Consider the following 24262-nt stretch of genomic DNA (forward strand, 5'->3'; position numbering starts at 1 on the left):
TAAATTCGATTTAACTGTCAGTTGAAGTATAATACGATTATTATACTCTTAGTATAATTAAGCAAGAAAAATCATGGCTCGAATTCACCAGTTATTTAAAAATTCGATGGATAAATATGGTGTGCAAGGCAAGGAGCTAGCGGCAATCACTGGAGTTAGCACTACTCACCTATCGGAGTTCAGAAATGGCAAGAAATCTGTGAGCCTAGAAGTTTTTGAGGAGCTTCTTGAAGGTATGGATCACCTTTCTCCTGGAGCCAAGAAACATTTTTGCCAATTATTAGCTGGTGAGAAATTGCGGGAGAATACTGACTTAATACAGCTTATAGATGATGCAGATGACGAAACGATTGACCAGATAATGCTGGCGATTGGCAGGAAAATGAAGCGGTCGCGGGAAGTACAACATAACTTAGTTAATTTCAGTGAAGCGATTGCTGTATAGTCTAATTGAAGCGTAGAATGATTATTATTCTCTATAGTCAGGTTGCTCATAATCACTATGCCAGAGGGATTATTTGTGACATCACAGGATGTGCGGCGAATGCTTGAAGAACTGTCTCCCCAGGAAAGGGAAGCCCTCTTAACTGAACAGATAAAGAATTTATCACCAGAGACCAAATTGCGCGTACTTGGCTTAAGTGAATCTGGCTTAACTTTGGTAACGGGGTCGTTTATCTGTTTAAATTCAGAGGTGGCGATAAATATACAAGATACCTCTGGCTTCGACCCTGAGAAGATTTTAGAAGCCTTGGTGGACTACCGCCGCGCTCAACGTGAGAAAAATTCTTAGAGGAAAAATAGCGTAGGCGTATCCCGTCGAAGGCATTGCCACACTTTAAAAATAATCATCACTTTGGTCAAAAGATGATTCTATTCTACAATTGGGTAGGCTTTTCTTGTCTGCTGTATTCTGGTAAGACACGATATTAGCATGAATGGAGTGTACGCCTCATATAATCATTTTTTCAAAAGCGATCGCATACTGAAGAAATAATGTTGCTTCGCTTTTCTTGCCTCCCTCCTAACGTCGGTCGAATATCCCCCCCGCCCAAGGGAGCGCTCAGTCGCCGCAGGGCTACCCCGGCTTTTCTATTGTGGCTACGGGGTCAAGGGTAAAATGCACGCAACTTGAGGTTGCTTCGCATTTTATGTTTGGCTCCACTTCGTTCCGCATTTTTGCGCCCTTGACTCCCTTCGCTTGAAAAAAATAGCCGGGGTTGTTTCTGGCTGGTCGTTTTGCGGTGAGGTTTTGCCATGTCTGCGGTTGTTCGTCGTTCTTTTGTTGGTTGTCCTGCTCCCTTGGCTGTTGAGGTTTGTGAGTTGGCGCGTTCGTTCCCCGGTCTTGGGGTTGTGGCTGTGCGTCCTTCTGCTCGGTCGTTCTCTGGTTGGGTGTGCGTTTGCTCGTTTGCGTCTGAGTCGGTGGCGCGGGCTTTTGGTTGTGCTGCGGTGGCTCGGTTCTTTGGGGCTGGGGCGTTTGTGGTGGTGCGCCGGTTTTGTCGGCGGTTTCGGGTGTCTGTGCCGTGTTTGTCTCCTGGTTCGTTGGTGCTGGCGTTGCGGCCTCGGTCGGTGAGGGTTGGCCGGTTTCGTGTGCGGGTTCCTGGGCGTGGGGCTGCGGCAGTGGCGTTGGCTACTGAGTTGGCCTGCTCGTTGGCGTTGGTGGTGGGTGGTGGCTGCTGAGTCGGCCGTCAGCTGCTCAGTTGTCGCTGTTCTAGTCGTTTGGGGGCGCGTTCCCCCTTTTTATGGAGTAAGGATTAATGAGCGATCGCAGTATGGAGAAGCCAAAAATGCACTTTCCCTGAGCCAGCCCTTGTAACCAGACACAGCAAAAAAAAGAAACTGCTGCCCAAACGCGGCTGTTACTCACATTGCTGGCCTGGTTACAAGCCTATGTGCATTTTTGGCTTTAAGAAAGAATCTGTTAACACCGCAGTCGGTTTTTTTGGGTGTAGTTGTGTTGAGGTTTATGAGTTATTTTAGCGTGTCGTCATGCTATAATAGTTGTATAAAATTATAGATATAAATGAAATTTTTTATGTTAGTTAAGAAAGGATTTGTTGATAAAAATAAAATTTGGACTTGGGTTAAAACCTGGGAAGATAAGTTAGTAAATGAAACTTGGAATGGCAAAGAGAATATTAGTGGTAGAAAGTGTTTATGGTTTGGTGTTGGTGTAAATTTAGGTGTTAAAAGTAAGGTTTTTGAAGGAATGGCAATTGATGATGGTTTGAGAAAAAGATGTAATCAGTTGTGGTGCGGTGACGACTGGAACAGCATTTTATTGTATAAATATCAGGCTGGATGCTCCCTCAAAAACCATATTGATAGAGAAATATTTCATAATAAAGTTATTGTTGTCAACATTAGCCAAGATAGCTTATTTGGTGGTAATATTGAATTTTATTACGACGGTAATATTTATAAATTAAGTAATGGAGAAGTGATTGAATTTAACAATAAAGTTATTCATGGTGTGAGAAAAGTAAACCATGAAAGATGGAGTTTATCTATCAGAAAAGTTTTAGTTTAAAACTGGAGTTTAGACTAAAACAGGCGATTGCGAAATAGATTTATGAATCCACCAACCTACGTGCTGTATTTAGCCGTTGGCCAATGCTGTCAAGTTGAGATTTAATTTTTCGGTCTGTTTCTGGTGTTGCGTCCTCGATTGTTGCCATGTAAGTCAGGAGTTCTTGCAACTGGGCGGCTGCTTCCTGAGAGTGAGTCCAAATCTGTGAATAATCCCACCTTGGATCAGGTAAGGGGTAATCAGCGTTAATTAATTCACTCAGTTCCTCGTTCATAATTTCGTTCTGTTTGCTATCATTAAATTGCCTATTGGCAATCGGGGAAACATCTTTGGTCGGATACCTCCCCGATTAAACCCTCTCTTAATGGCTGTGGGCTGGCGGCCAGTAAACTACCAAGTCAAAATCTCTGGCTCTGGGTCAGGGTCAAATTGCCATGTCTCTTTCAATGCTGCTTCCTTACGTTCGAGCCAGCAATATTCATATTGGCGTAAAGTTTCGCAGCCCAGGTACTTCCACGCTGCAAATATATGCTTATCTGGAATTTGTCCCTGTGCAGTTGAGTGAATCATCAGGTATTTGCTAGCAACTGCATCCTGATTAAAAGCTTTCTCTAATCCTGAATAGGCGTGGCAAGTACAAGTTACTTCGTATCTGCACAATTTAAGCTCGTAAAATTCGCCTGTGTTTCCTCTGGCGATCAAATCATCCCAGTTATCGCCCGGCTGTAATTTGTAGGGGTCAGCTTTCTGCCAAGAGCGATTAACTAAAACTTCTACAAAATCAGCTTTAGAAACAAAGCGTGATAAGCCTCTGATTTTTTTTACTGTAGTATGAGGAGCGGGGGTTTTATATTCTCTAATAATTTTATTGGATATGTGAACATAAACAAAATGCTGATATACATCAATGGTTGCGTAATCTATACCTTGTTTGATTTCTTCTGCTGTCCATCCCCATTTTTGTAATAGAGATTTTGTATTTTCTAATGAGTAAATATGTCTTAAAGCGTAGTCCTCGCTGTTATCTTCGTGCAGCAAGGATTTATGAAAATTAGAATAGTTGTAGTTGGATTTGATGTGAGCCTTAGCAGAAAAGCGTGTCATTGGTCGGATACCTTTTTCTAAGGATTGAATATAGCCATTATAGCATGTCGTCTTGCTATAATCAAGATTTTTATTTAATTAATAGAGAAAGATAAAGTTATAGTTCTTTATCTTTCTGTCCGAGTGGATGAGAAGCTGCTACCTGGACGCTTAACTTTTAATTAGCCGTAATATTCACGAAAAACATAAACTCCATATGGTTTAGCTCTTACTGAATCGTAACCTTGTATAAATAGCTCATGAGCGACAGAATCCCAGTTAATATGAAAAGACCAAAATTTAAACTTTTCCTCAAATTCTTTCCAATTAAATATTTCTTCAATTTCATCAGATTTTAAAACAAAATCTGTCTCTGAATCCCAATGTCCGCAGTAGTAACTGCCAAATTCCTCTGCTAATTTTTCAATATCTGGATCATTAATCACATCTTTTGCATAGTTTAACCATGCTGCCATTGCATCAGCATCATCAGCAAAATATAGCACTTGGGCTAATTTACTGAGATATTGCAGATTTTCATATTCACGCAAGGAGAAGCCATGAAAATTCTCATAATCATGTATCGCCCATTCCTCGCAAGCTTCGTAATCAGTGGTAGGTGACCAAGACAACATCCATTTAATATCGTCTTCTATATCTTCCGGTTCTTGGGTGGCATCAATCCAAATCCCGTGTAAATGCCCGTTATTGTAAGCTGACAAGCAAGCCACATAAATCTTAGGTGTATTTTCGTCTGTACATTCTCTTTCGTGGCGTGGGAATGGTAGACGGCTTTTTAAACTGCTGACGATAGGGAAACCCAAAGTAGGGAAGGTCACCCCCACTAAATTAACAGCTAATTCTAAAGCCTGATAATCAATTGTTTTTTCAGCAGGAATTAAAATTTTACCTACCTGTTGCACGTTGTAAAGCTGTTCAGCTACAGCTAAAGCTTCTGCTTCTGAATTGAATATTAATTGCATTGGTCGGATACCTTAAAATTCTTAGAGGAAATGAAGCGAGAGAGCGATCGCTGGATATGTGCGATCGCTTTTGGCTATTTAGAAAGGAATGACGAAACGCTCAAAGTAAACTTGCAAATCTGAAGGATTTAAAAGAACTTCTTTTCCTTTAGAATCTGCACAAACAATTCTTAAATATCTTTTCCCATCAATTAATTCACACTTCCCGCCAACAATTTCTACATAGTCGTTGAGGCTGGGAATAAAAATAACAGCAGGTGTAGTTTTATCAGGTGTCATTGGTCGGATACCTTTGTATTACTCATTCATTATAGCAAGACGACACGCTATAATAAAGCAACCTGAGTTTCGAGATAAGCTGAAACCCTTAATATTTTGTAGGCTGAAAAGCCTATTCTCTCGTTAAGTAGGTTCAAAAATACCCTTAACCCGAACTGAGGTGAAAGCAACTATGTGTAAAACTATGCCAGGAACTTTAAATAGTGGCCGTCGGGGGGGTAACCCGAATTTGAAAACCCATCAATATATATCTAAAGGTGGAGAGCCTTTGGCCGAAAAGCTGACGTTGAGGGTTACCTCTTCAATGATGAAAAATTTGAAAGATTTGGGGAAAAATTACCTTGATTTTGTGCGCGAGGCGATCGCTGAAAAGATAGAGCGGCATCAGGCCGCCGAACTGACTAGAACAGAGACAACTGAACTGATGACGACTGACCAACCACAGCAGCACACCCAAACCAACCAGGAAGTCCAGCCAGTGGGAACAGACCCCACGCTGCCGGAACAGGGAGTGAACCCAGGAAAACGACGCAAGGCAAGCCAGAACCCAAAGCAAACGCCAGTGAAGCCCAGGAGCCAGACCCGAAGCCGGAAAAGCACCGGGATTGAGAAGACGACGGAACAAGGCCAGTAGGACAGGGGGAAGTGGGGAAGGATACCCACAGGCCACCAGCAGCAGAGACGGCCCGGATACAGGCCGCAGAGCGAGCCGCGAAAGCTCCACGGCCCACGCCCCACTGGCCACTGGAAACGGCGAACACCTCAGCGGCAGGAAATGCCAAGCGGAAAAACGCATCAACCCCCTTGGCGCAGCCGACGAGAACACGAGAGCCAGAAGGGACGGCCGCCGCAGCCGCAGACAAAGGAGCAGGCGAACAACCCCAGCGACGGGAACCAGAAAAACCGAAGCAGGAAAACTGGGAAAAAATAGCTGAAAGCATGGTCTATATAAAATAGATTATATCTTCATTATAGCATGTCGTCTTGCTATAATGCGGTGTTTTTATCTGCCGGATTGCCCCGGCGCAGCCGGGGCAGGTTCTGTATGTGCGGAGCGACTAGAGCACAGTGTAGGGTGTGGCTGGCGGACTGATCTTGCGGAGAATGAGAAATGCTGGCCACCCAACAGCCAGCCACCCCGGAACGAAGCGGCGGGAGCGGAGCTTCTTTAGCGATGAGATTAAGTGAAAAGCCGTGTAAAGTTTTGTAAAAATAGCCCATTATAGCATGTCGTCTTGCTATAATGGAATAGTGGAAAGTTAAACAACGTGAAGCCGGTGGGCAAAGAACCCGAACGCGGGCGAGGGGGAAACGACAGGCAGCTAGGAAAACCAACCACCGGGAACTGTAGCCCGCGACAGGAACCGCCAGGCCGGAGAACCAGTTTTTTAAGACACTCTGGCCGCCAACCAACCCACCTGCTTAAACAACGCAGAGATACCTTTACCTCTCCTTTCTCTTTCTCTGATTCTTCTCCCCGCGAAAAAAGCAGCCCAAGATTTATGTCCAGCATCGGAGCGAAGCGGAGATGCTAAGATCAGAAATCGCTGCTTTTTTCGCACCGCTTTTTGGCTGCTTCTTCCAGGATTTCACCACTTCACCAAGAATATGGAGAAGCAGACAAAAAGCATAAAAATGCGTAGCAACATTGTTTCCAGTGGAGTGACCAGAGTGTAGTGTAGGGTGTGGCTGGCGGCCTGACTTGTGGAGAATGAGAAATGCTGGCCACCCAGCAGCCAGCCACCCCGGAACGAAGCGCCGGGAGCGGAACGTTTTTGAGCATACGATTAAGTGAGAAATTTTGTACAAATTTCTCTTAGCGATCGCTGTTAATCTTCAAGAAATTATCCTCTCTTGAAAATTACCTTGAAGCTTAAGCCGGGTGAAGCCTGGCGCACCTAAAACTTATCTAATAAATTTGCTGATGTAGAAAGCGATCGCTCCTCTCAAAAGTTAAGCCGGGTGAAGCCGGGCGCACCTAAAACTTATCTATTGCTCCTATCTTTTCGATAATCCCAAGGCTTTTGAAAATCTCCTGACCATACACCTAGCTTTTGAGATTGGGCATATTTTTGAGCATCAGTCACAGCTTCCCAATTTCGACAATCATTTTTGTATTGTTCATAAGGATAGGCGTGTCCGCTTACTACCATTAGACTTTGAACTAATTCAGTTCCCCGTTCCGTATCAATCCACACTTCTGCTACTGTGCGTCCATAGCGATCGCTGGTGATAATATCTAGTCCCACTTTTCCCTTGCTAGATGAGATTAGCGATCGCAGATAATCCCGTGATTCTTTCCCTTTTGGTTGCTTTAATTCTGGTGCATCAATACAGGCAAAACGAACTTTTAATTTTTCACCATTACGAGAAACATTAATAGTATCTCCATCGTAAGGTTGACTATCAACCATCCAATCAATAGAAGAAATTTTTTCATTTTTACCAGACACTTCTGATTGTCTGGTGGAGTTGTTTACCATACAAGATTGAAGCAAAAAAGCAATAATAAAAAGTAAAATTTTTGTCGTATTCATCTTGTCAAAAATAATAAATATAAGACATTATATAAGAGCGATAAGGATATTTCTAGGATTATTATGGCTACATCCAAATTAATAGGTGCAGTAGGAGTAGCAGTAGCTTTACTGTCTACATTTCCATTTCCATCCTTGGCACAAATCCCCTACCAAGGGCAAAGTGTTTACAAAGTCTCTATAAATGGAGATACGGTAGTTTATGTTAACGGCACTCCCAGCGGCAGCGCCGAAGTTCAATTGGGATTCGTGGATAAGATTAGCAGCAAAATCGCTGGCAGTTGTGGGGAAATCAAGCTCAGTTCTTCCTCTTTAGGTAGTACGCCCTCTATTCAAGTTAATAGTTCAAATGTGACTCTTTCCTCCTTGCCAATTCAGCTTCTGCCATCATGCACCAATGGAAGCTTCGTGGAAGCGAGAACGCAAAACTTTAGATCTCCGTCTGGAGATGTAATAATCGTGGGTCAGGTTCCAGCGTCCGCAGTTTTGATAAATATCCCTAAAAATACTAATAAAACAGTAAGGTTAAACGCCTGTGGATTCGGAACACTGAAGAACAGTAGTTCATTTAGTATTCCTTCAGCCTTCACGATAGGGAACAATTCTTACTCTCTCTCCTCTCTTCCCTCGCCTACAGATCCACCGGTATGTAGGGGTGGAATTAAATATCAGCCTACTGCTTGGGGTAGTTAGTATAGTTTCAGTTGGGGCTACCAAGCCCCATATTTTTTTATGTATGTACTTTATGCTTTAAGCATTTTGATAATAAATCCTCTTGGAAGGAGTTTAGGAGATATTTGGACTCAGCCTAAGATAGCAGTGTTGATTACACTGTGTGCCTACAATCTCCAGATAATTTGTGAACATAAGCAAGTAAAATTATCAACCTCTTGGTGGGTAGTAGCGATCGCTTTTGTGATTTTCTTAGAGGATTGTTTAGTTGCCTCAATTCTGTCTCCTGCTGGATTGGTGCGATCGCTTGTTGGCCATCCTCTCCACAGGTCAGGCTTAGTTTATTGGTTATTAATAGTAGTTTTCACCTTAACTAATTCACTTGTATTATCAATCAAACCAGAACTACTAAAACAGCAGATTAAAGGCTTTATCTGGGGCAGTGTAATTTTGGCAATATCAATATTTCCCCAAATTTTTCACTGGACAATTGATTACACAATTACAAATGGGCATTTTTACAATGGACATATTTTATATAGTGGTATTCGTAAAGGCTATCAACCTATAGGTCTTTACTCTCACAGAGGTCATGCAGCATTTGTTTTAGCTGCTGCTGCTGCTGGGTTATTAGGAAGTTGGAAAAACAAGATACTTACTAGTAGATATTTACTATTTTTACCAATCATAATTACTGCACTATTATTGACTCAAACTAGGGCAGCAATACTAGCTTTGTTCGCTGCCATAGCTTTTCTAGTAGGAGATAAAAGAGTAGTTGGGATAAGTGCGATCGCAGCCTTAATACTAATAATGAGTATTTCTACCACTAGAAATATAGAGGGCATACCTATATTAAATAAACTAACATCGGATAGAGTGTGGATATGGAAGATGTCAAAGGATGCCATCAGTGAAAATCCCTTTGGATATGGCATGGATGGATTCACCATTGCTCATCCCCAAATGAGGAATATAAAGAAAGAGATTATTTTCACTCCTTACACAAAGTCACACAATTTAGCATTGGACTGGGCTATATCTATTGGTATTTCTGGATGTATTCTATATTTATTAATTTTTGGATACTGCTTTTTTACAAATAAATCACCATTGCTAGCTGTTGCAATTGTATATTTAATTTATACCCTTACCTGGTTTGAATCAGGACAGTTTACGCATATTGCATGGTGGGTTTTAAGCCTATTTAATTATGAAAAAAATACTAATAATTTTATCTTTACTGCTGACTCAACAACCAGCAGCAGCGTGGAATCAACAGCTAGAAGCAGAGTTCCAGCAAAGGTCAAGAGAATATTTAGAAAAGTTCAAGCCCGGTGAATATGGTTCTACCGCCTATGAATATGAGAAAAATTCATATCCCAAGGCGATGATTGATTTTCTTAGAGGAAACAAGGAGAGAGCGTTACCGCAGGTTAGCGCAGCTATCGCTTTCCTCCAATCTGATGATGCAGATTCCTCTAAGAATAGTCACATTTTAGGATTTGATTTTTACTCAGGATTTACCTTAAAAGGTCAAATCAGGAAGTATTTTGGTTTTGGACAGTTCCTCAGCCCTAGTTACAAAACCAGGATGAAGGAAGCAATGAGGATATTTACCGCGCAAGACCCACTAACTAAACGCTTTCCTACAAAACGCAAATTCTGGGCAAGGTCAACAGATGACTGTGACACTTGGATTGATTGCAGAAATACAGATAACCTCCGAGCTATGCGTGAAACATCAGCTTACTTGATGGCAGAAGAGACTGGAAACGAGCGTACACGGCAAATCTACAAACAGAGGATTCAAGATAGGGTGCGATCGCTCTACATGATTGGTCAGGGAGAGTGGGATAGTGAAAGCTATCTCGGTCATGGCATCAGCACATATCTAAATCTGTATGACTTTGCCAAAGATGAGGAAGCGAAGGCAACTGCTAAATCTGCCTTAGATTGGTTTACTGTCACTGGAGCATTAAAGTATTGGCGCGGTGGGTTTGGTGGCCCCTCCAAACGTGACTATAGTAGTGGTAACTGTGTATGGTGTTCCGGTGCATCCCGTGCGCTGGGTTTGTATTTTGGAGATTCACCAGTCAAGGACACCACCAAGGATTCTGATTTAATTCATCTCATCACCAGTAGTTACAGGCCACCAATGGCGGCTGTAGCACTAGCGAGAAAACAATTCACCAAACCTCTAGAATTGCTGAACTCAAAACCACAGTATGAAAACTGGAAGCCAGGAAAAGATGAACGGCCACAGTTTCACGAAACTCTGTATTTTGGTCACAGCTTCCAGCTTGGTACTTTGGCACAGGGTAGCGGCGGTGATTGGAATGGATTTAAGCTGATGGCGTACAACTCGCGCCGGGGGGTTGATTATTTTATTGCAGCATCGGGTACGGATAACAAAATATCAACTTCCTCTGCTGGTAATAATGCTGTGGGGCAGTATCAGAATTTGGTTATTTGGTTAAATGATCAACCTGCACCATTTCAGTTTTTCGTGCCTAAGTCTGCAACTATAGAAATTCTTAGAGGAAAACTGTTTATCAAACTGGAGAAAACTTGGTTAGCAATTGCACCCATCAATTTAGAATTTGGTGCAGTCAACAGTAATTTAGATAGATACCCAAATGACCAGATTTTAACTGCCAGTGCTACAGGTAAAGGGGTTAGTGGTTTTGCACTTGAAGTAGGTGAAACTGAAACTTATGGGAATTATGAACAGTTTAAAAGGTCAGTTTTATTAAATTCCAAGTTAAAAGTTAGTAATAGCGATGCCTACGGCGGCAAGCTACCCACTGCTGAATACATTTCCTCTAAGAAAAAGGTGAAAGTACATCACCAGGGGCAAGAGTTACCTAAAGTGTGGAGAGATGGACGTTACCACGATTGGCGAACTCATTATGATGTTTATCGCAGTGACAACAAAGCGCCAATTTATCAGGCTTATAAATCAGGGAAGTTGGAGACTATTATTAATGGTTTGGCATCAAGTTACGCGATACCAAAATGAACTAGAAAATAATATTATGGCTTAACTGTAGCGAACTGCAAACATAAATGGTCAAAACCGCAAACAAGGCATTTTTGAAACCACATTATTTGCAAATAAGAGGCAACGAAACCTGTGACTTGAATCATAAAACGAGCTTTTAGCTCAAGATTTGCTTCACAAAGTAGGTATTCATTTTATGCTTCAGTATGTGGTATTGAGTTTATTATGATAATGATAATCGCGTAGGGGGTAAGAAGTGCCTTATGAGCTACTATCCCACACCACCCCCTAATTTGATTATTATTTTTATCTAATGAACCCAGAGGATAGCGATCGCCCACCAGAATTATCATAGGTAGACTCAATTTTTATAAAAACAATGGTTCTGAATCATAATTAGACCGTTGTGAACCATATCTTGAAATGAAAGTTGATAATTGTGCTGCTTTTTGAGTGTTGTTTATTTCAATTTTTGCCCACAAGTGTTTTTTAAACTTAGGCTCATATTATGGTGCAAAAAATTAACTCTAGCTCATTATTTGATGCGAAGTTTGATATCTTTTGTGGCTATAAAGCTTAATTTGGCGTTACTTATGGTTCATTTTATGGTTCACAATTTGGCTCATTTTATAGTGCAAGTCACAGCAAGTCACAAAACCGCAAACAAGGATTTTGAAACCACATTATTTGCAAATAAGCTGTAACCCTGATGTAGTCAGCCTTTGGAGAAATTGTCGTCCAGAAGTGTCCAGAAAAAAAGAACCAATTAGTCAAACACTTATACCCGAATAATGTGGTTTAATCTGAACGATATCCGTCCAATAAAATTATGAATTAGGTTTTAAACAGCAAGTATCGCCAACCTGCTTTCCTTGCTTGGTAAAGATTATTAAGTGTCGTGTTAGGTTTTGGTCATCATCTTTAAAATTGGACACTTTCATTCCCAAAGTGGTCATTAAGCGCAAATCCATACATGATAAGGATTTCAGACTATTTGCAGCTAATGTGGTTTCAAAGTCGTTGTTTGCAGTTTCATTCGGTCTTATTTGCAAATAATGTGGTTTTGAGTCTATTTTTATTTGCAGATAATGTGGTTTCAAAATTCCCTTGTTTGCGGTTTTGGGGATTTATGTTTGCAGTTCGCTACAGATAATCATTAGACCTGCCCTAGAAATATTCACTCCTGCTGCTTCAAAGGGGCTGCACCTTTTACGGGCAGAATCGCATCCTGGATCTTCTAAATCTGCGTTAGTAGTTTGGACTTCAAAGGGGCTGCACCTTTTACGGGCAGAATCGCAAAACCGCTATGGCTACAATCAAATGGAATAAAATTGCTTCAAAGGGGCTGCACCTTTTACGGGCAGAATCGCATTTTGTCGCGAGAGTTGATGTTAATTGAACCAGTGCTTCAAAGGGGCTGCACCTTTTACGGGCAGAATCGCGGAAGGTTGGCGTATTACGAGGGATTAGTAGAGGGCTTCAAAGGGGCTGCACCTTTTACGGGCAGAATCGCAACCCAAGTCCAACCCCAACTACAGGCTAGAGGGAACGCTTCAAAGGGGCTGCACCTTTTACGGGCAGAATCGCTTATTAGAAAATACAGAATTAAACCCGCTCTTTGGCTTCAAAGGGGCTGCACCTTTTACGGGCAGAATCGCCGCCGTAAAGATATTCTTCCATCTCGTCATGGGTGCTTCAAAGGGGCTGCACCTTTTACGGGCAGAATCGCATGACCGCAGTTAACCTCCCCCACCCGCCGACACACAGCTTCAAAGGGGCTGCACCTTTTACGGGCAGAATCGCTCCGCTATTAGCAGCAAGGCTACCAGTAGCGAGAGGCTTCAAAGGGGCTGCACCTTTTACGGGCAGAATCGCTCAAATATTGTTTGCTGGCATCAAATACTTAGTTGCTTCAAAGGGGCTGCACCTTTTACGGGCAGAATCGCTTTTTCTCTTTCCAAACTCTCACCCACTTGCCACTAACGCGGCTTCAAAGGGGCTGCACCTTTTACGGGCAGAATCGCTGGTGATGTGCCTTTGCATTTATTACGCAAGCCATACGATAGCTTCAAAGGGGCTGCACCTTTTACGGGCAGAATCGCGACAGGGAAGAACCTTGTACTTGGTGGGTAGATGCTGCTTCAAAGGGGCTGCACCTTTTACGGGCAGAATCGCACACCCATGCAGCAACTCACGAAGGATTAGAGGCGCTTCAAAGGGGCTGCACCTTTTACGGGCAGAATCGCTTAATGGTTGGTGGGCTTTCTATTCCTGCAATGGCTGCTTCAAAGGGGCTGCACCTTTTACGGGCAGAATCGCCAGGATAGACAAGCTAATCAAAAACCATTAACAATGCTTCAAAGGGGCTGCACCTTTTACGGGCAGAATCGCTCATCTGCACACGAGCGATCACTTAGTCGCCAGTGTTGCTTCAAAGGGGCTGCACCTTTTACGGGCAGAATCGCAACAGTAACGGGATTTGGCGGGTATTTTGTGGTTGCTTCAAAGGGGCTGCACCTTTTACGGGCAGAATCGCCTGCCCTTAAATTGGAATCGCCTAGAGGGATGCGGCTTCAAAGGGGCTGCACCTTTTACGGGCAGAATCGCAAAGGTGAATATCTGCAATACGTTCGCACACAGCGGCTTCAAAGGGGCTGCACCTTTTACGGGCAGAATCGCATTTGACCGCGAACAGCCGTTTTATTCTCAGTGCCGCTTCAAAGGGGCTGCACCTTTTACGGGCAGAATCGCCCTGGATTATTTTGGGATGCTAGCCCGGTGTCAACGCTTCAAAGGGGCTGCACCTTTTACGGGCAGAATCGCAAGATAAGCTATAAATCAGAGGACTTGGGGCTAATGCTTCAAAGGGGCTGCACCTTTTACGGGCAGAATCGCTTGGGACAACCAGGATAGAGCTAGGGGTGCAGATGGCTTCAAAGGGGCTGCACCTTTTACGGGCAGAATCGCTCTTCCCGAAGCAATGATTACCGCAAGTTACACCAGCTTCAAAGGGGCTGCACCTTTTACGGGCAGAATCGCGGTTTTTACCAAGCCTCTTCCATCCACCAAGAAGCTTCAAAGGGGCTGCACCTTTTACGGGCAGAATCGCTAGCAGGGTGGAAGGAGGGTGATAGCAAGGATATAAGCTTCAAAGGGGCTGCACCTTTTACGGGCAGAATCGCCTGAGTCTTGCCGTCAACTGCGGCTACAGCAACGCTATGCTTCAAAGGGGCTGCACCTTTTACGGGCAGAATCGCGCGTTAGCAGCTATACCTATCTTGCTACCACCACCGCTTCAAAGGGGCTGCACCTTTTACGGGCAGAATCGCCTTGGACTCTAGTAGTTATTATCCGTGACACATGATGCTTCAAAGGGGCTGCACCTTTTACGGGCAGAATCGCACTGGATTGGTTGCAATTGTGGGATTGCTTGAGTTACGGCTTCAAAGGGGCTGCACCTTTTACGGGCAGAATCGCCAAAACTCCGGGAAGGTAACGCACCTAAATCGGTCAGGCTTCAAAGGGGCTGCACCTTTTACGGGCAGAATCGCGTTGAGCATAACTCAGGAGGTGCGGCGATCGCTCGCTTCAAAGGGGCTGCACCTTTTACGGGCAGAATCGCCAGGGCTTCCCTCTCCAAGGGTTGCAATTTTCCGCGCTTCAAAGGGGCTGCACCTTTTACGGGCAGAATCGCCCCGCAGCGAAAGGCGATCGCCTCGTTGACAGACTGTGCTTCAAAGGGGCTGCACCTTTTACGGGCAGAATCGCACGAATTGGAGCTACCAAGAGACCGCAAACAATGGCTTCAAAGGGGCTGCACCTTTTACGGGCAGAATCGCAATTGGAGGGCTACAAGGCAGATTCGGAGATATTTGCTTCAAAGGGGCTGCACCTTTTACGGGCAGAATCGCATCTTTTTATTTGTTAATTAATTAGTCGTATGCCGCTTCAAAGGGGCTGCACCTTTTACGGGCAGAATCGCTTTTCACTATTGGCTAAGTTTGCGGGGATAGACATAGCTTCAAAGGGGCTGCACCTTTTACGGGCAGAATCGCCCTACAGGCTACTCAACAGATACTACGGGATAGTATTAGCTTCAAAGGGGCTGCACCTTTTACGGGCAGAATCGCTTGATAAGTTAGAAGACTTTGCCCTAACTGTAGAAGCTTCAAAGGGGCTGCACCTTTTACGGGCAGAATCGCCTACAGAGAGGCATTGCAAAATAAACCTAACCTAGCTTCAAAGGGGCTGCACCTTTTACGGGCAGAATCGCCGATTGACAATAGCACCAATCCGCCAGATGTTAGCTTCAAAGGGGCTGCACCTTTTACGGGCAGAATCGCGCAGCAGTAAGGAAGCATGTGAGGGTTTCTCGCGCTTCAAAGGGGCTGCACCTTTTACGGGCAGAATCGCATTACTAATCGATGACTAGCTTCTGCCAGCCTGCTTCAAAGGGGCTGCACCTTTTACGGGCAGAATCGCTTGTTGGCGAGTTAAAAAGCGGTTTTGGCGACTTACGAAGCTTCAAAGGGGCTGCACCTTTTACGGGCAGAATCGCTCTCTTTCCTAACAACAGTAGCGGGTTTTCAGTTGCTTCAAAGGGGCTGCACCTTTTACGGGCAGAATCGCCCATCTCCATAAACTTCAAGGTAACTATGCTGCACAACTGCTTCAAAGGGGCTGCACCTTTTACGGGCAGAATCGCGGCTTCTGTAACCACATCTTCAATCGGATTTTCTTGGCTTCAAAGGGGCTGCACCTTTTACGGGCAGAATCGCGTTAACAGCGTTGAGGAACTGATAGCTGTACACGAAAGCTTCAAAGGGGCTGCACCTTTTACGGGCAGAATCGCCATGGGTTAATAAAGCAGCAATGGAACATTTACAGAGCTTCAAAGGGGCTGCACCTTTTACGGGCAGAATCGCTACTACGGCTTAAAACCTTTGTCTACAAGGGTTTTTAGCTTCAAAGGGGCTGCACCTTTTACGGGCAGAATCGCACACGTCTGCTTTAAACAAGTTACCCGACTTTAATGGGCTTCAAAGGGGCTGCACCTTTTACGGGCAGAATCGCTTCGGTGAAGGATTTAGGATTGGTAGTGCTCCCTTTTGCTTCAAAGGGGCTGCACCTTTTACGGGCAGAATCGCAACCATGCAAAAATCCGATAGCTGGTCAGGCTAAGCTTCAAAGGGGCTGCACCTTTTACGGGCAGAATCGCCTCACCGTACCCAACCCCAGCGACACAGAACTTTACCTGTTTGCTTCAAAGGGGCTGCACCTTTTACGGGCAGAATCGCCACCTTGTTTTGTGACTGTCACCTTGGCGGGGATAAGCTTCAAAGGGGCTGCACCTTTTACGGGCAGAATCGCGGTAATGGCTGCCCCCAGTGCCAGTTTTGAGGAATTTCAGTGCTTCAAAGGGGCTGCACCTTTTACGGGCAGAATCGCTGTTGATTACAAAATTCCTAATTGCCGTAAGGGGCTGCTTCAAAGGGGCTGCACCTTTTACGGGCAGAATCGCTGCGGACTTTCTAAAAGCTTACTATATAAAGTTTTCAAGGTTCAGTTGCGCGGATGATATATATTTAATGAATTTTACCCCACATATATCCAATATCTACTTGACTTCAAAAGGCTCAAATCTTTTATTAGTAAGTGTTTTAGGATTTGCGCGGATCTGTTTTGAGGGTGTTTGTCTATAATCCTTACACAGCAATGATTTCCAGCCGTAGACGCAATAAAGCAGAATTACACCTACCCATCCGCGCAATTTACTCCTCTATAGGAACAAATACTCCCAGTCCGAAATGTGCTGCATACCCAAGAGCAATAGGCCCTTGTTTTGTATGTGCAAATTCTACTTCCAACCAATAGCCATGATCTAATGATTTACGCCCATTACCATGATGACGACGACGCTGAAATGCTTGCCAACGGTACTGGGTAATACCACTATCGCAACATTTAACCTTAACTAATGGTGTATTATCTGAGCTTTTTAAGCATAGCCATTCAGATTCTGCCTCTTTTATACAATTATCAGGAATGGACAAATACTTAAGACAAGTGAGTAATTTCAACGCCTGATCCTCTGGCCCATCAATCTGAAATTCAGTGTTAGGAATAAATTTTTTCTGACCATTACTATAACATTTGGGGTAGCGAGGCAGCACCATTGGAGTTAAACTGCGCCATTTTCTGCTGTTACCAATAACACGGTATTTCCCTTCTTGCTGCCTGGTATCTGTAGCATAATCCTCAACTCGTCCCAAGGAGATTAAAACTGTCTGGAGTTCAAATCCTTCATCTCCCCATACTTTTGGCAGGTTTTTCAGGGCAGGTACTGCTTGCTGGAAGTCAAACCCTTTTGCTGCATAAACTACTACATGGTCAATCTTCCCCTGTCGATTTACTTCTGGCAGATACCAAGCGTGTTGTTGTCCCTTTAAATATAACTCCTCTCTGTCCGCAGGCTGAATACTAGTATCAGGCTTTCTGCCAGAAAAGACGCTTGCTGGTCTTTGTAATTCGTCTTTACTCCATGCTATCAATGCTTGACGAAACCTTTCGCCCAAGGATACTGCTTCTGTGAGATTTGGTAAAACATTGGAAGCTAGAGCAAATCGAGCAAAAGTAGGTAGTTGTGAATTAATACTGCTGGAGTAATTGAATTTTGGATGGAGGGATTTTGGCTGAGATTTAATGATATATGCCTCCCAGCGACTACCGGGAATACCATTCCAACCTTCTCGATGCAAGTTGCCAATGTCTAACTCCAGGGCTTCTAAAATATCCGCAGGTGCTTTCCATTTACCTTTACCTTTTTTGGGTTTGGGCAAAACAGCGATCGCTGCTTTAAATCCTTCCAGTTCCTGATCTGTCAGTGCTACTAATACCTTAACTTGCTCCTGTTGTATCTCTGGTTTGTCTTCCCATTTGGCAGGAACAGCATTGCATTCGGCGGCAGAGTTACCAAGAAGAACTAAATCATCAATTACCTGCATCTCTACCCAGGATTCAGAACGTCCCAGATAACTCACTTGGCGACATAGTTGTTTGAGTAAATTTAGTTGGGACTGATTTAATTGCACATCTGTCCAAACTACTTTTACCACTGCATCAGGGGAGAGCGTTCCTCCTGGTAAGACTATAAAAGTGTCAAATACTTTAGTTGTAGTGGCTTTTCCTTCCTTCCATATAGGCATATAGTGCCTAGAATGGGCTATGGTACGTTCTGGTACTACGTAACTAGGTAGACAATTCGCTAAACAGGTTAATAATTGACACAACTCAGTTCTGGTGGGAGGTTGTGGTAAGCGATAGTAAGCTGAGACTAAAGCACGCAGAATGCGCCAAGGAGAAGGAGGCCACTCCACCACCCCTTCATTAACTTGATGATCCCAAGGGGTAGCGTGATAACGTCCGGTGAGAAATTGAATGGAAATTACAACACTCATTTTTTCTTTCCAGCCTCTTCAGCTTCGTACTTAACCGTAGTCACTGGTGGGTTAGCGAAGGCAGGTTTTGCTGCTGCCACTAGGTCTGGTAGTGCTTTGGTGAGAGTTGTCAGGTCTGGCAGTGCAAATTCTACTGGACGCTTGACAGTTATACTGAGATAATCCAAGTCACAGGCAGTCCGTAGACGTAATCCTCGCTCTAAAAAACTTTGAATTTTGTAGAGAGCGATCGCAATCAGCAAATCCTCAACTTCTGGACTTAAACGATAACCACGGATTTGCGCTAGGTCTAGACTGAAATAAGCTTTAATTTCTTCCGCAGTGTATTCTTCCCGATGGTAAGGAATATTACCACCACCTTTTTTCGCATCAGCTGATGGGTTTACCCGGTCATTCTTCACACCACCAGAACTAACTATGCCCACATTCCTGGCTTCAATAAAGCCTGAGAGCGCACGGGCTAATTTAAACCGTCCGGCAGCAATTTCTTTTTTGGCAATAAAAATGCCATGAAGTAGCGAGTTAATATCATACTTTGCCAACACTGTAGCCAGCTTGTGAAAGTCCACGGGGCTTTCTTTTGGTGCATCAAGTTCTTTGTTTAATCGATCAAAGAAGCTTCTGTCTTTGCCTTCCAAAATGTAGAACGAGTTGAGACGATGGGCTTCTAGTAAAGAATTGGTTAGCACCTTGTCTTCTTGCTTGACTACAACATAGGGTATACCCCGCAATGGCTGAACGACATCTTGGGCTACTTCTTCCCAAATTGTGCTTTCTAAACGATTTGCTACGCTTTGGGCGGATTCCAGTAGCAACATTGAAGTTTTATCACCAGGCAGTTGGTAAGTTGCTGCTCCCAAATCAGGGAATCCTGTGGGCTGAAACCGAGTTCCTTGCATTGGTACAAGTTCAGCTTCAATTAAAAGCCGCGATTCGTCTTTTAGCAATTCAAAATTCATTGATTACTCCTTTGAATTAGTGTTGGGGTCAAATCTTTTAATTTGCTTGAGTAAACGAGCAATACTGACATCAGAAATTGGGAATGCTAGGGCTGCGGCAATACGTCGAGTGCGATCGCCGGGTTCAAACATTCCTTCCCTAATAGCTGGATTAAGACCGCTGGCATACAATCGACGGGCAGCTAATCCAGTAGCTGTATAACAATCTCCAACTGCCAATTTTCCAAGCAGTGCAGGTACTGGAGGTAAGGTGAGGTCTTGAGCCAGGGTATTGAGATCGAAAACGATTTGTAGGGCATCTCGTTTCAGAGTCCGATGATGGACAACAGCTACAAGAGCATAGGCAATGGGAATTGGTAAAGTGGGAAGACTGGAATGTGGACGTTGTTTAGGGAGGTTGACTAAAGAAAGTCCACGAGCAATTTCTTCAATTCGCGCATCATCAACATCACCTTGAATCCAGCGCACAATGTCATCTAGTTGGGCTTGAGGAAAAGTCCATTCTGTTCCTGACTCAGTATTCAGGTTTTGTTCCTGCTGTTTTGATTGTTGCTCAGATTCAATAGTGATTCGCCTCAGCAGAGCGATTAAGTTATTCTCTAAAGTTCCTACTTGCCAGGTGGTAATACTATCGTCATTTTCCAGCCATTCATTTCTACCGTGTTTATTTTTCCTGACCCGCACTAATCTTTGGCGCAATTCTCTACCTGCTAAAGCCAATGCCAAGCGAAATTCCGTTGATGAATCATTGCAATCTTCAATCCATTGGGAATCAAGTGTTGGTATAGGTTGCAAAAATTTGTCTTTGGTGAATTTTAGAGAACGATCCAAAGTTGCTTCTGCTTCTCCCAAGGCAATTAGTACATCAAGTAGGGGCTTTCTGCCTAAGCTCAATTCAAAAATTGCTGTTTCTAACCTGCGGTGTACCCGTTTCACCGAAGCTGGGGCTTTCTCATCACTCACAGCGCGTTTGAAATGAGATAACCATCCATCTAACTCCACTAATCGATCAACCTGGGGATTGACAATTGGTTGGAAACGTCCCAAAGGAATGGCAAAGTATGAAAGACCATTGCGAACTTGGAAGCTATAGCGAATAAACTCATTAATTCCCCGTTGTTCTCCCTGACTGGAAATTGCTCTGGCAAAGTCTAGACCATCGCGTGCTGTCCGCCCTCCTACTTTTACCCGTCCCTCATTAAATAACAGTTCCAATTCCTTTAAACCTGTTGGTGCTGACCAGAGGGGTGTCCACAGTTCTGCTCTGGCTTCATCGCCATCAGCAGCACTGCCATACCCTATATTGGAAGGACGAACTGTGAAAGGATAGGCAAAGTCTGCTGCTTCTGACTGCTCGTAGCGACGAGTTGCACCGCTAGTAAACAGCATGATACCTTCAAGCATCAGTACATAATCCCAGGGGTTAACTCTAGAGTCCGCATCATAGCCTGGTGCTGCGTTGGCTCCCCCTGCGGCGATAGGGTTGAACTGTCCAATTTTTCCAGCAAAAGATAGTCCAGGAACTGTGACATCAAAGAGGGCAGCTTGCAGCAGTAAGTCTGCGTTCTCCTTTGGTGTCCCTGATTGAAAGTCGAATAGCTCCTGTAACTGCTGCATGAAAGTGCGACTAAACTCAAAGTTACCGTCGTTTCCTCCTGTACCAGTTAAAGGGGGAAATTTTAATTCTTCAGAACTAATCAGCGTACAACTATCTAGCCATTTGACGGCTCGGTCTGGCAGGTTATTCCGCAGTTTGGTTAGCAACTTCCTTTTCTCATCTTTGTCCTTGGGTTGGACAGTAAGCTTGAGATTATCTACCTGCTTTTGGGCGTTATGAACAGTTTCTCGGTAGTCTGCCAATCGCTCGGTTTGCGAGTAGAGGATAGCTTCTATTGTTTTCTTATTATCCTTTGGATAAAAACCAGTGCTACCGTTCCAAGGAGCAACTAATGGGCTAGGTTGATAATCCTGCAAAAAGAACTCTACTAGCTCATCTTTGGACAAGTTGGTAATTAATGCAAACGCATTATTGCGCCAGCAACCTTTAGCTACGGGGTCTTTCTTTTGTTCAACGACCAATCGTAATACACCCAAGGCTTTCAGGTAGTTGGATAAGGGTTCTGCCGTGCAACCTGGCAAAGGAATAATTTCAGGCATCAGTTCTCCTAAAAATGTCAGGAGCATATCTAGCAGAAGCACACCAGTCAGCAACACGAATAATGGTTTCTAGGAATGCCAGTTGAAAAGGCCCATGTTCTTCTAAAAGAGTGATCGCTTGTCCTGTCCAAGATGCCTCAGATTCATGCTCTCCCATTTCCATACAAGCTAGAGACAATTTTTGCGCTTCTATATCTACACCATTACCCAAATTAATCGCAGGGAAATCATCACCATCCCACACTCCCAGCGCATACTTTCTGTTTGGTTCTGGTGGCTTGAACTCTTGGGGACGTGCTTGGATACTCAAGCGAATCTTGCCGTGGTGTGCTGCAACTAAATAAGTTAACAGAAACGACTCTCCCTGTTGTAATGCCACCAAAGCACTTACTAACTCATGGCGGAACCCTTGACGTTCTCGTTTCATTTGACACTTGTGGTCAGATTTTGCCCAATATTCATTACCAGTTAAATCAGGACGATTACGAGTTAGCATTTCCTGAAAAACTTCATGGGCTTTGCCCAAATCATGCCACTGTCCTGCCCTTGCTAGTAAATCTGTGGTTAGATCATACTCTGAAAGATTTTCGCAAAGTCTTCTGACTTCATTCGCAACATCTTGTGAATGATCTGCCAAGGTAATATATGCCCCAAGCAAATCGGTAAGTGAATCTCCACCATCCAGATCAGCTTCAATTACCTCTGCTTTCACTGGCTCTGGCAGATCCTTGGTGTCTCCAGTAAAACCCAGAGTTACAGAATAGCCACCATCCGAGCAATGTAGTAGTAAGGACATTCCTGGATACAGGCTTGTAGCTCTTACCCATTTTCCTTGTAGCCCATCCCAAACCCAAGCGAAACGTTGCTGTTTTTTGAGATTCTCCAGCAATTTCCTCGCTTGATAGATGCTGACACGACAGAGTTCTTTTTGTAATAAAGCACCACTTTCAGGTTCTGGCCGATTGCCCTCCCAATTACGCCATGCGATCACAACATCCGTCTCATTGGTTTCCCGAATGAATGAAGAGATATCAATGTCATGACCAGCTAGGTCTGTTGAAGTATCGAACAGTTGTAACAGATCATGCTTGCGAGGAATTAAACCATCAACTTCTGGTGATTTGACTCTAATGGTTGTTAGAGATTTGGGCCCAACATCTTCTAAAGAAATCAGTAACTCTCGCGCTTCTGCCAATTCCTCTTTTTCGTATGGACTGGCAGATTCTTTCTTATTTAAATCAATATCAACCCAGTACACTGTGGCATGATCAGAACACTCTCCATAACGGTTACACCTACCCATCCGTTGAACTAAGGATGACCAAGGAGCTAATTCTGTAAACAAAATTTGAGCGGAGATATCTACACCAGCTTCAACAGCTTGAGTAGCAACGAGGATACCGGAACGGAACCCATACAATTTTTTATTCAGTTCCTCACGTTCCTGCCCTCGAAAGCGTGAATGGATTAACAATAGCGGAGCTTCTACTAGCTTCTGTTTCTCTAACTCCTGATAAACTGCCTGGGCACGACTGACTCGGTTACAAATTACTAATGTCAATGTACCGGGGGTATGGGCTTGAACTACTTCCAGAGCAAATGCTTTGGCATAGTCTTTTTCATTACTAGCTAGCATTGTTTTGGCTTTTATTAGCTGTTTTTTAGCCTCTATCCTCTGTTGTAGAACTGGATGGATTTTATCTTCCTCACTTAACTTCTGGACTTGACTGAAGTCGGGCTGATAGTTCACCGTTTGTAGGATTTCTGAGTTCAGAGTTGCACTCATCCACAATGACTTAGCTGTTCCGTAAGTCTTAAACTCTTCTCTAAACCCCTGAAGTTGTGCTGACGTTCTTAACCCTGCTCCCATTAGCTGTACTTCATCCATTACCCAAAGACAATCATTGTTCAATAGTGCAAAATGAACGGGCCAGCGGTAACGGCTCATACCATAGCCACGGTTAAGAGCGCGACTAAGTAGCTGGTCTTGAGTGCCAATCAAAATGCAGTCCTTTTCTGGATAGATGTCCCAACGCTGACTGACGGCTCCTCCCATAAGCAAATGAAGCTCCACTTCATCATTTAAGAGAGTCTTTTGTCGCCACCTTTCCACCTCTGCATAGGTTTGCTCAACTAAGGTTCGCATGGGTAAACAGTAAACCAGTCGTCTTGGAGTTTTTTGCCGAATTGTTTGGTCTGGATGAAATCTTCTCCGCCAAAGCCAAGCCAAAACAACTGCTGCTGTTTTACCTGCACCTGTAATCACATCTAACAGGAGAGGTAACTCTGATTTTGTAGCAAGATGCTCCTGATAGGGGAACGGTGGTTTATCAGTAATCCTTAGAAACCAGTCAGCAAAATTAGCCATAACAGCATTATTAAATTTAATTTATGCATCTTGACACTTTGTATCTATGCACAGAATGCTTTTATTTGACCGTAACAAAATAAAATTAATATATTCTAAGTTACTATTTATAATACTTAGAATACATTTCACATAATCCAGTATACATAAATATTCTTTTATAGATCAACTTCTGCAAGAGCGTCTTTCATAAGGAACGGAGTTTAGGTAAACTCTGACTAAGCAGCTACGCT

General features: G+C 43.8%; 18 protein-coding genes and 1 CRISPR repeat array. Of the genes, 9 read left to right on the plus strand and 9 right to left on the minus strand.

Annotation, left to right across the window (positions count from 1 at the left end; translation table 11 throughout):
- Positions 1-73: 73 nt before the first annotated feature.
- The 4 genes from H6G73_RS19805 to H6G73_RS19820 all read left to right on the plus strand — a co-directional run bounded on the left by H6G73_RS19805 (position 74) and on the right by H6G73_RS19820 (position 2530).
- Complete coding sequence (locus tag H6G73_RS19805) at positions 74-445, plus strand: helix-turn-helix domain-containing protein (RefSeq protein ID WP_190607592.1); 372 nt, start codon at positions 74-76, stop codon at positions 443-445.
- Positions 446-502: 57 nt separating this feature from the next.
- Complete coding sequence (locus tag H6G73_RS19810; RefSeq protein ID WP_190607593.1) at positions 503-793, plus strand: hypothetical protein; 291 nt, start codon at positions 503-505, stop codon at positions 791-793.
- Positions 794-1606: 813 nt separating this feature from the next.
- A complete protein-coding gene (locus tag H6G73_RS19815) occupies positions 1607-1816 on the plus strand; it encodes a hypothetical protein (protein ID WP_190607595.1) in 210 nt (69 codons plus the stop codon).
- A gap of 219 nt (positions 1817-2035) precedes the next feature.
- The gene (locus H6G73_RS19820) at positions 2036-2530 is read left to right on the plus strand and encodes a hypothetical protein (protein WP_190607597.1); all 495 of its coding nucleotides are present in this window, start codon (positions 2036-2038) and stop codon (positions 2528-2530) included.
- 40 nt (positions 2531-2570) lie between these two features.
- On the opposite strand, the gene H6G73_RS19825 is transcribed toward H6G73_RS19820, so the two are convergent.
- From H6G73_RS19825 to H6G73_RS19840, 4 genes are all read right to left on the minus strand, one after another.
- A complete protein-coding gene (locus H6G73_RS19825; RefSeq protein ID WP_190607599.1) occupies positions 2571-2804 on the minus strand; it encodes a hypothetical protein in 234 nt (77 codons plus the stop codon).
- A 116-nt stretch (positions 2805-2920) separates the two neighbouring features.
- Complete coding sequence (locus tag H6G73_RS19830; protein WP_190607600.1) at positions 2921-3634, minus strand: hypothetical protein; 714 nt, start codon at positions 3632-3634, stop codon at positions 2921-2923.
- A gap of 161 nt (positions 3635-3795) precedes the next feature.
- On the minus strand, positions 3796-4596 hold the full coding sequence (locus H6G73_RS19835; RefSeq protein WP_190607602.1) for an antirestriction protein ArdA: 801 nt from the start codon (positions 4594-4596) through the stop codon (positions 3796-3798).
- A 78-nt stretch (positions 4597-4674) separates the two neighbouring features.
- Positions 4675-4875, minus strand: coding sequence for a hypothetical protein (locus H6G73_RS19840; protein WP_190607604.1), 201 nt, complete (start codon positions 4873-4875; stop codon positions 4675-4677).
- 184 nt (positions 4876-5059) lie between these two features.
- Here H6G73_RS19840 and H6G73_RS19845 point away from each other — a divergent pair, with 184 nt between their 5' ends.
- Positions 5060-5509 (plus strand): hypothetical protein, encoded by a 450-nt coding sequence (locus tag H6G73_RS19845; protein ID WP_190607606.1) that lies wholly within the window; start codon positions 5060-5062, stop codon positions 5507-5509.
- A gap of 170 nt (positions 5510-5679) precedes the next feature.
- Positions 5680-5832, plus strand: coding sequence for a hypothetical protein (locus tag H6G73_RS19850; protein ID WP_190607607.1), 153 nt, complete (start codon positions 5680-5682; stop codon positions 5830-5832).
- 1028 nt (positions 5833-6860) lie between these two features.
- On the opposite strand, the gene H6G73_RS19855 is transcribed toward H6G73_RS19850, so the two are convergent.
- Complete coding sequence (locus H6G73_RS19855; RefSeq protein WP_199317784.1) at positions 6861-7412, minus strand: thermonuclease family protein; 552 nt, start codon at positions 7410-7412, stop codon at positions 6861-6863.
- Between the two features lie 63 nt (positions 7413-7475).
- Here H6G73_RS19855 and H6G73_RS19860 point away from each other — a divergent pair, with 63 nt between their 5' ends.
- The 3 genes from H6G73_RS19860 to H6G73_RS19870 all read left to right on the plus strand — a co-directional run bounded on the left by H6G73_RS19860 (position 7476) and on the right by H6G73_RS19870 (position 11106).
- Entirely contained in the window at positions 7476-8105 is a 630-nt protein-coding gene (locus tag H6G73_RS19860) for a hypothetical protein (protein ID WP_190607609.1), read from the plus strand.
- A 126-nt stretch (positions 8106-8231) separates the two neighbouring features.
- The gene (locus H6G73_RS19865) at positions 8232-9425 is read left to right on the plus strand and encodes an O-antigen ligase family protein (protein ID WP_313948682.1); all 1194 of its coding nucleotides are present in this window, start codon (positions 8232-8234) and stop codon (positions 9423-9425) included.
- Between the two features lie 49 nt (positions 9426-9474).
- Positions 9475-11106 carry a hypothetical protein gene (locus tag H6G73_RS19870; RefSeq protein ID WP_199317785.1) on the plus strand — a complete coding sequence of 544 codons (1632 nt, stop codon included), beginning with the start codon at positions 9475-9477 and terminating at the stop codon, positions 11104-11106.
- A gap of 1170 nt (positions 11107-12276) precedes the next feature.
- A CRISPR array of direct repeats spans positions 12277-16609; the repeat unit is 37 nt; unit sequence GCTTCAAAGGGGCTGCACCTTTTACGGGCAGAATCGC.
- Positions 16610-16859: 250 nt separating this feature from the next.
- Here the strand turns inward: H6G73_RS19870 and csb2 are convergent.
- From csb2 to cas3g, 4 genes are read right to left on the minus strand one after another with little or no spacing between them, the layout of a single operon-like run.
- Positions 16860-18545: a type I-G CRISPR-associated protein Csb2 gene (gene csb2, locus H6G73_RS19875; RefSeq protein WP_190607613.1), complete on the minus strand. Its 1686-nt coding sequence runs from the start codon at positions 18543-18545 to the stop codon at positions 16860-16862.
- Positions 18542-19504 (minus strand): type I-G CRISPR-associated RAMP protein Csb1/Cas7g, encoded by a 963-nt coding sequence (gene cas7g / locus H6G73_RS19880; protein ID WP_190607614.1) that lies wholly within the window; start codon positions 19502-19504, stop codon positions 18542-18544. The genes csb2 and cas7g overlap by 4 nt, the downstream gene beginning before the upstream one ends.
- Before the next feature lie 3 nt (positions 19505-19507).
- On the minus strand, positions 19508-21661 hold the full coding sequence (gene cas8g1, locus H6G73_RS19885; RefSeq protein WP_190607616.1) for a type I-G CRISPR-associated protein Cas8g1/Csx17: 2154 nt from the start codon (positions 21659-21661) through the stop codon (positions 19508-19510).
- Positions 21654-24029, minus strand: a complete 2376-nt coding sequence (gene cas3g / locus H6G73_RS19890) for a type I-G CRISPR-associated helicase/endonuclease Cas3g (RefSeq protein WP_190607618.1) — start codon at positions 24027-24029, stop codon at positions 21654-21656. The genes cas8g1 and cas3g overlap by 8 nt, the downstream gene beginning before the upstream one ends.
- Between the last annotated feature and the right edge of the window lie 233 nt (positions 24030-24262).

Origin of the sequence: Richelia sinica FACHB-800, from assembly GCF_014698825.1 — a bacterium.
Taxonomy (GTDB): Bacteria; Cyanobacteriota; Cyanobacteriia; order Cyanobacteriales; family Nostocaceae; genus FACHB-800.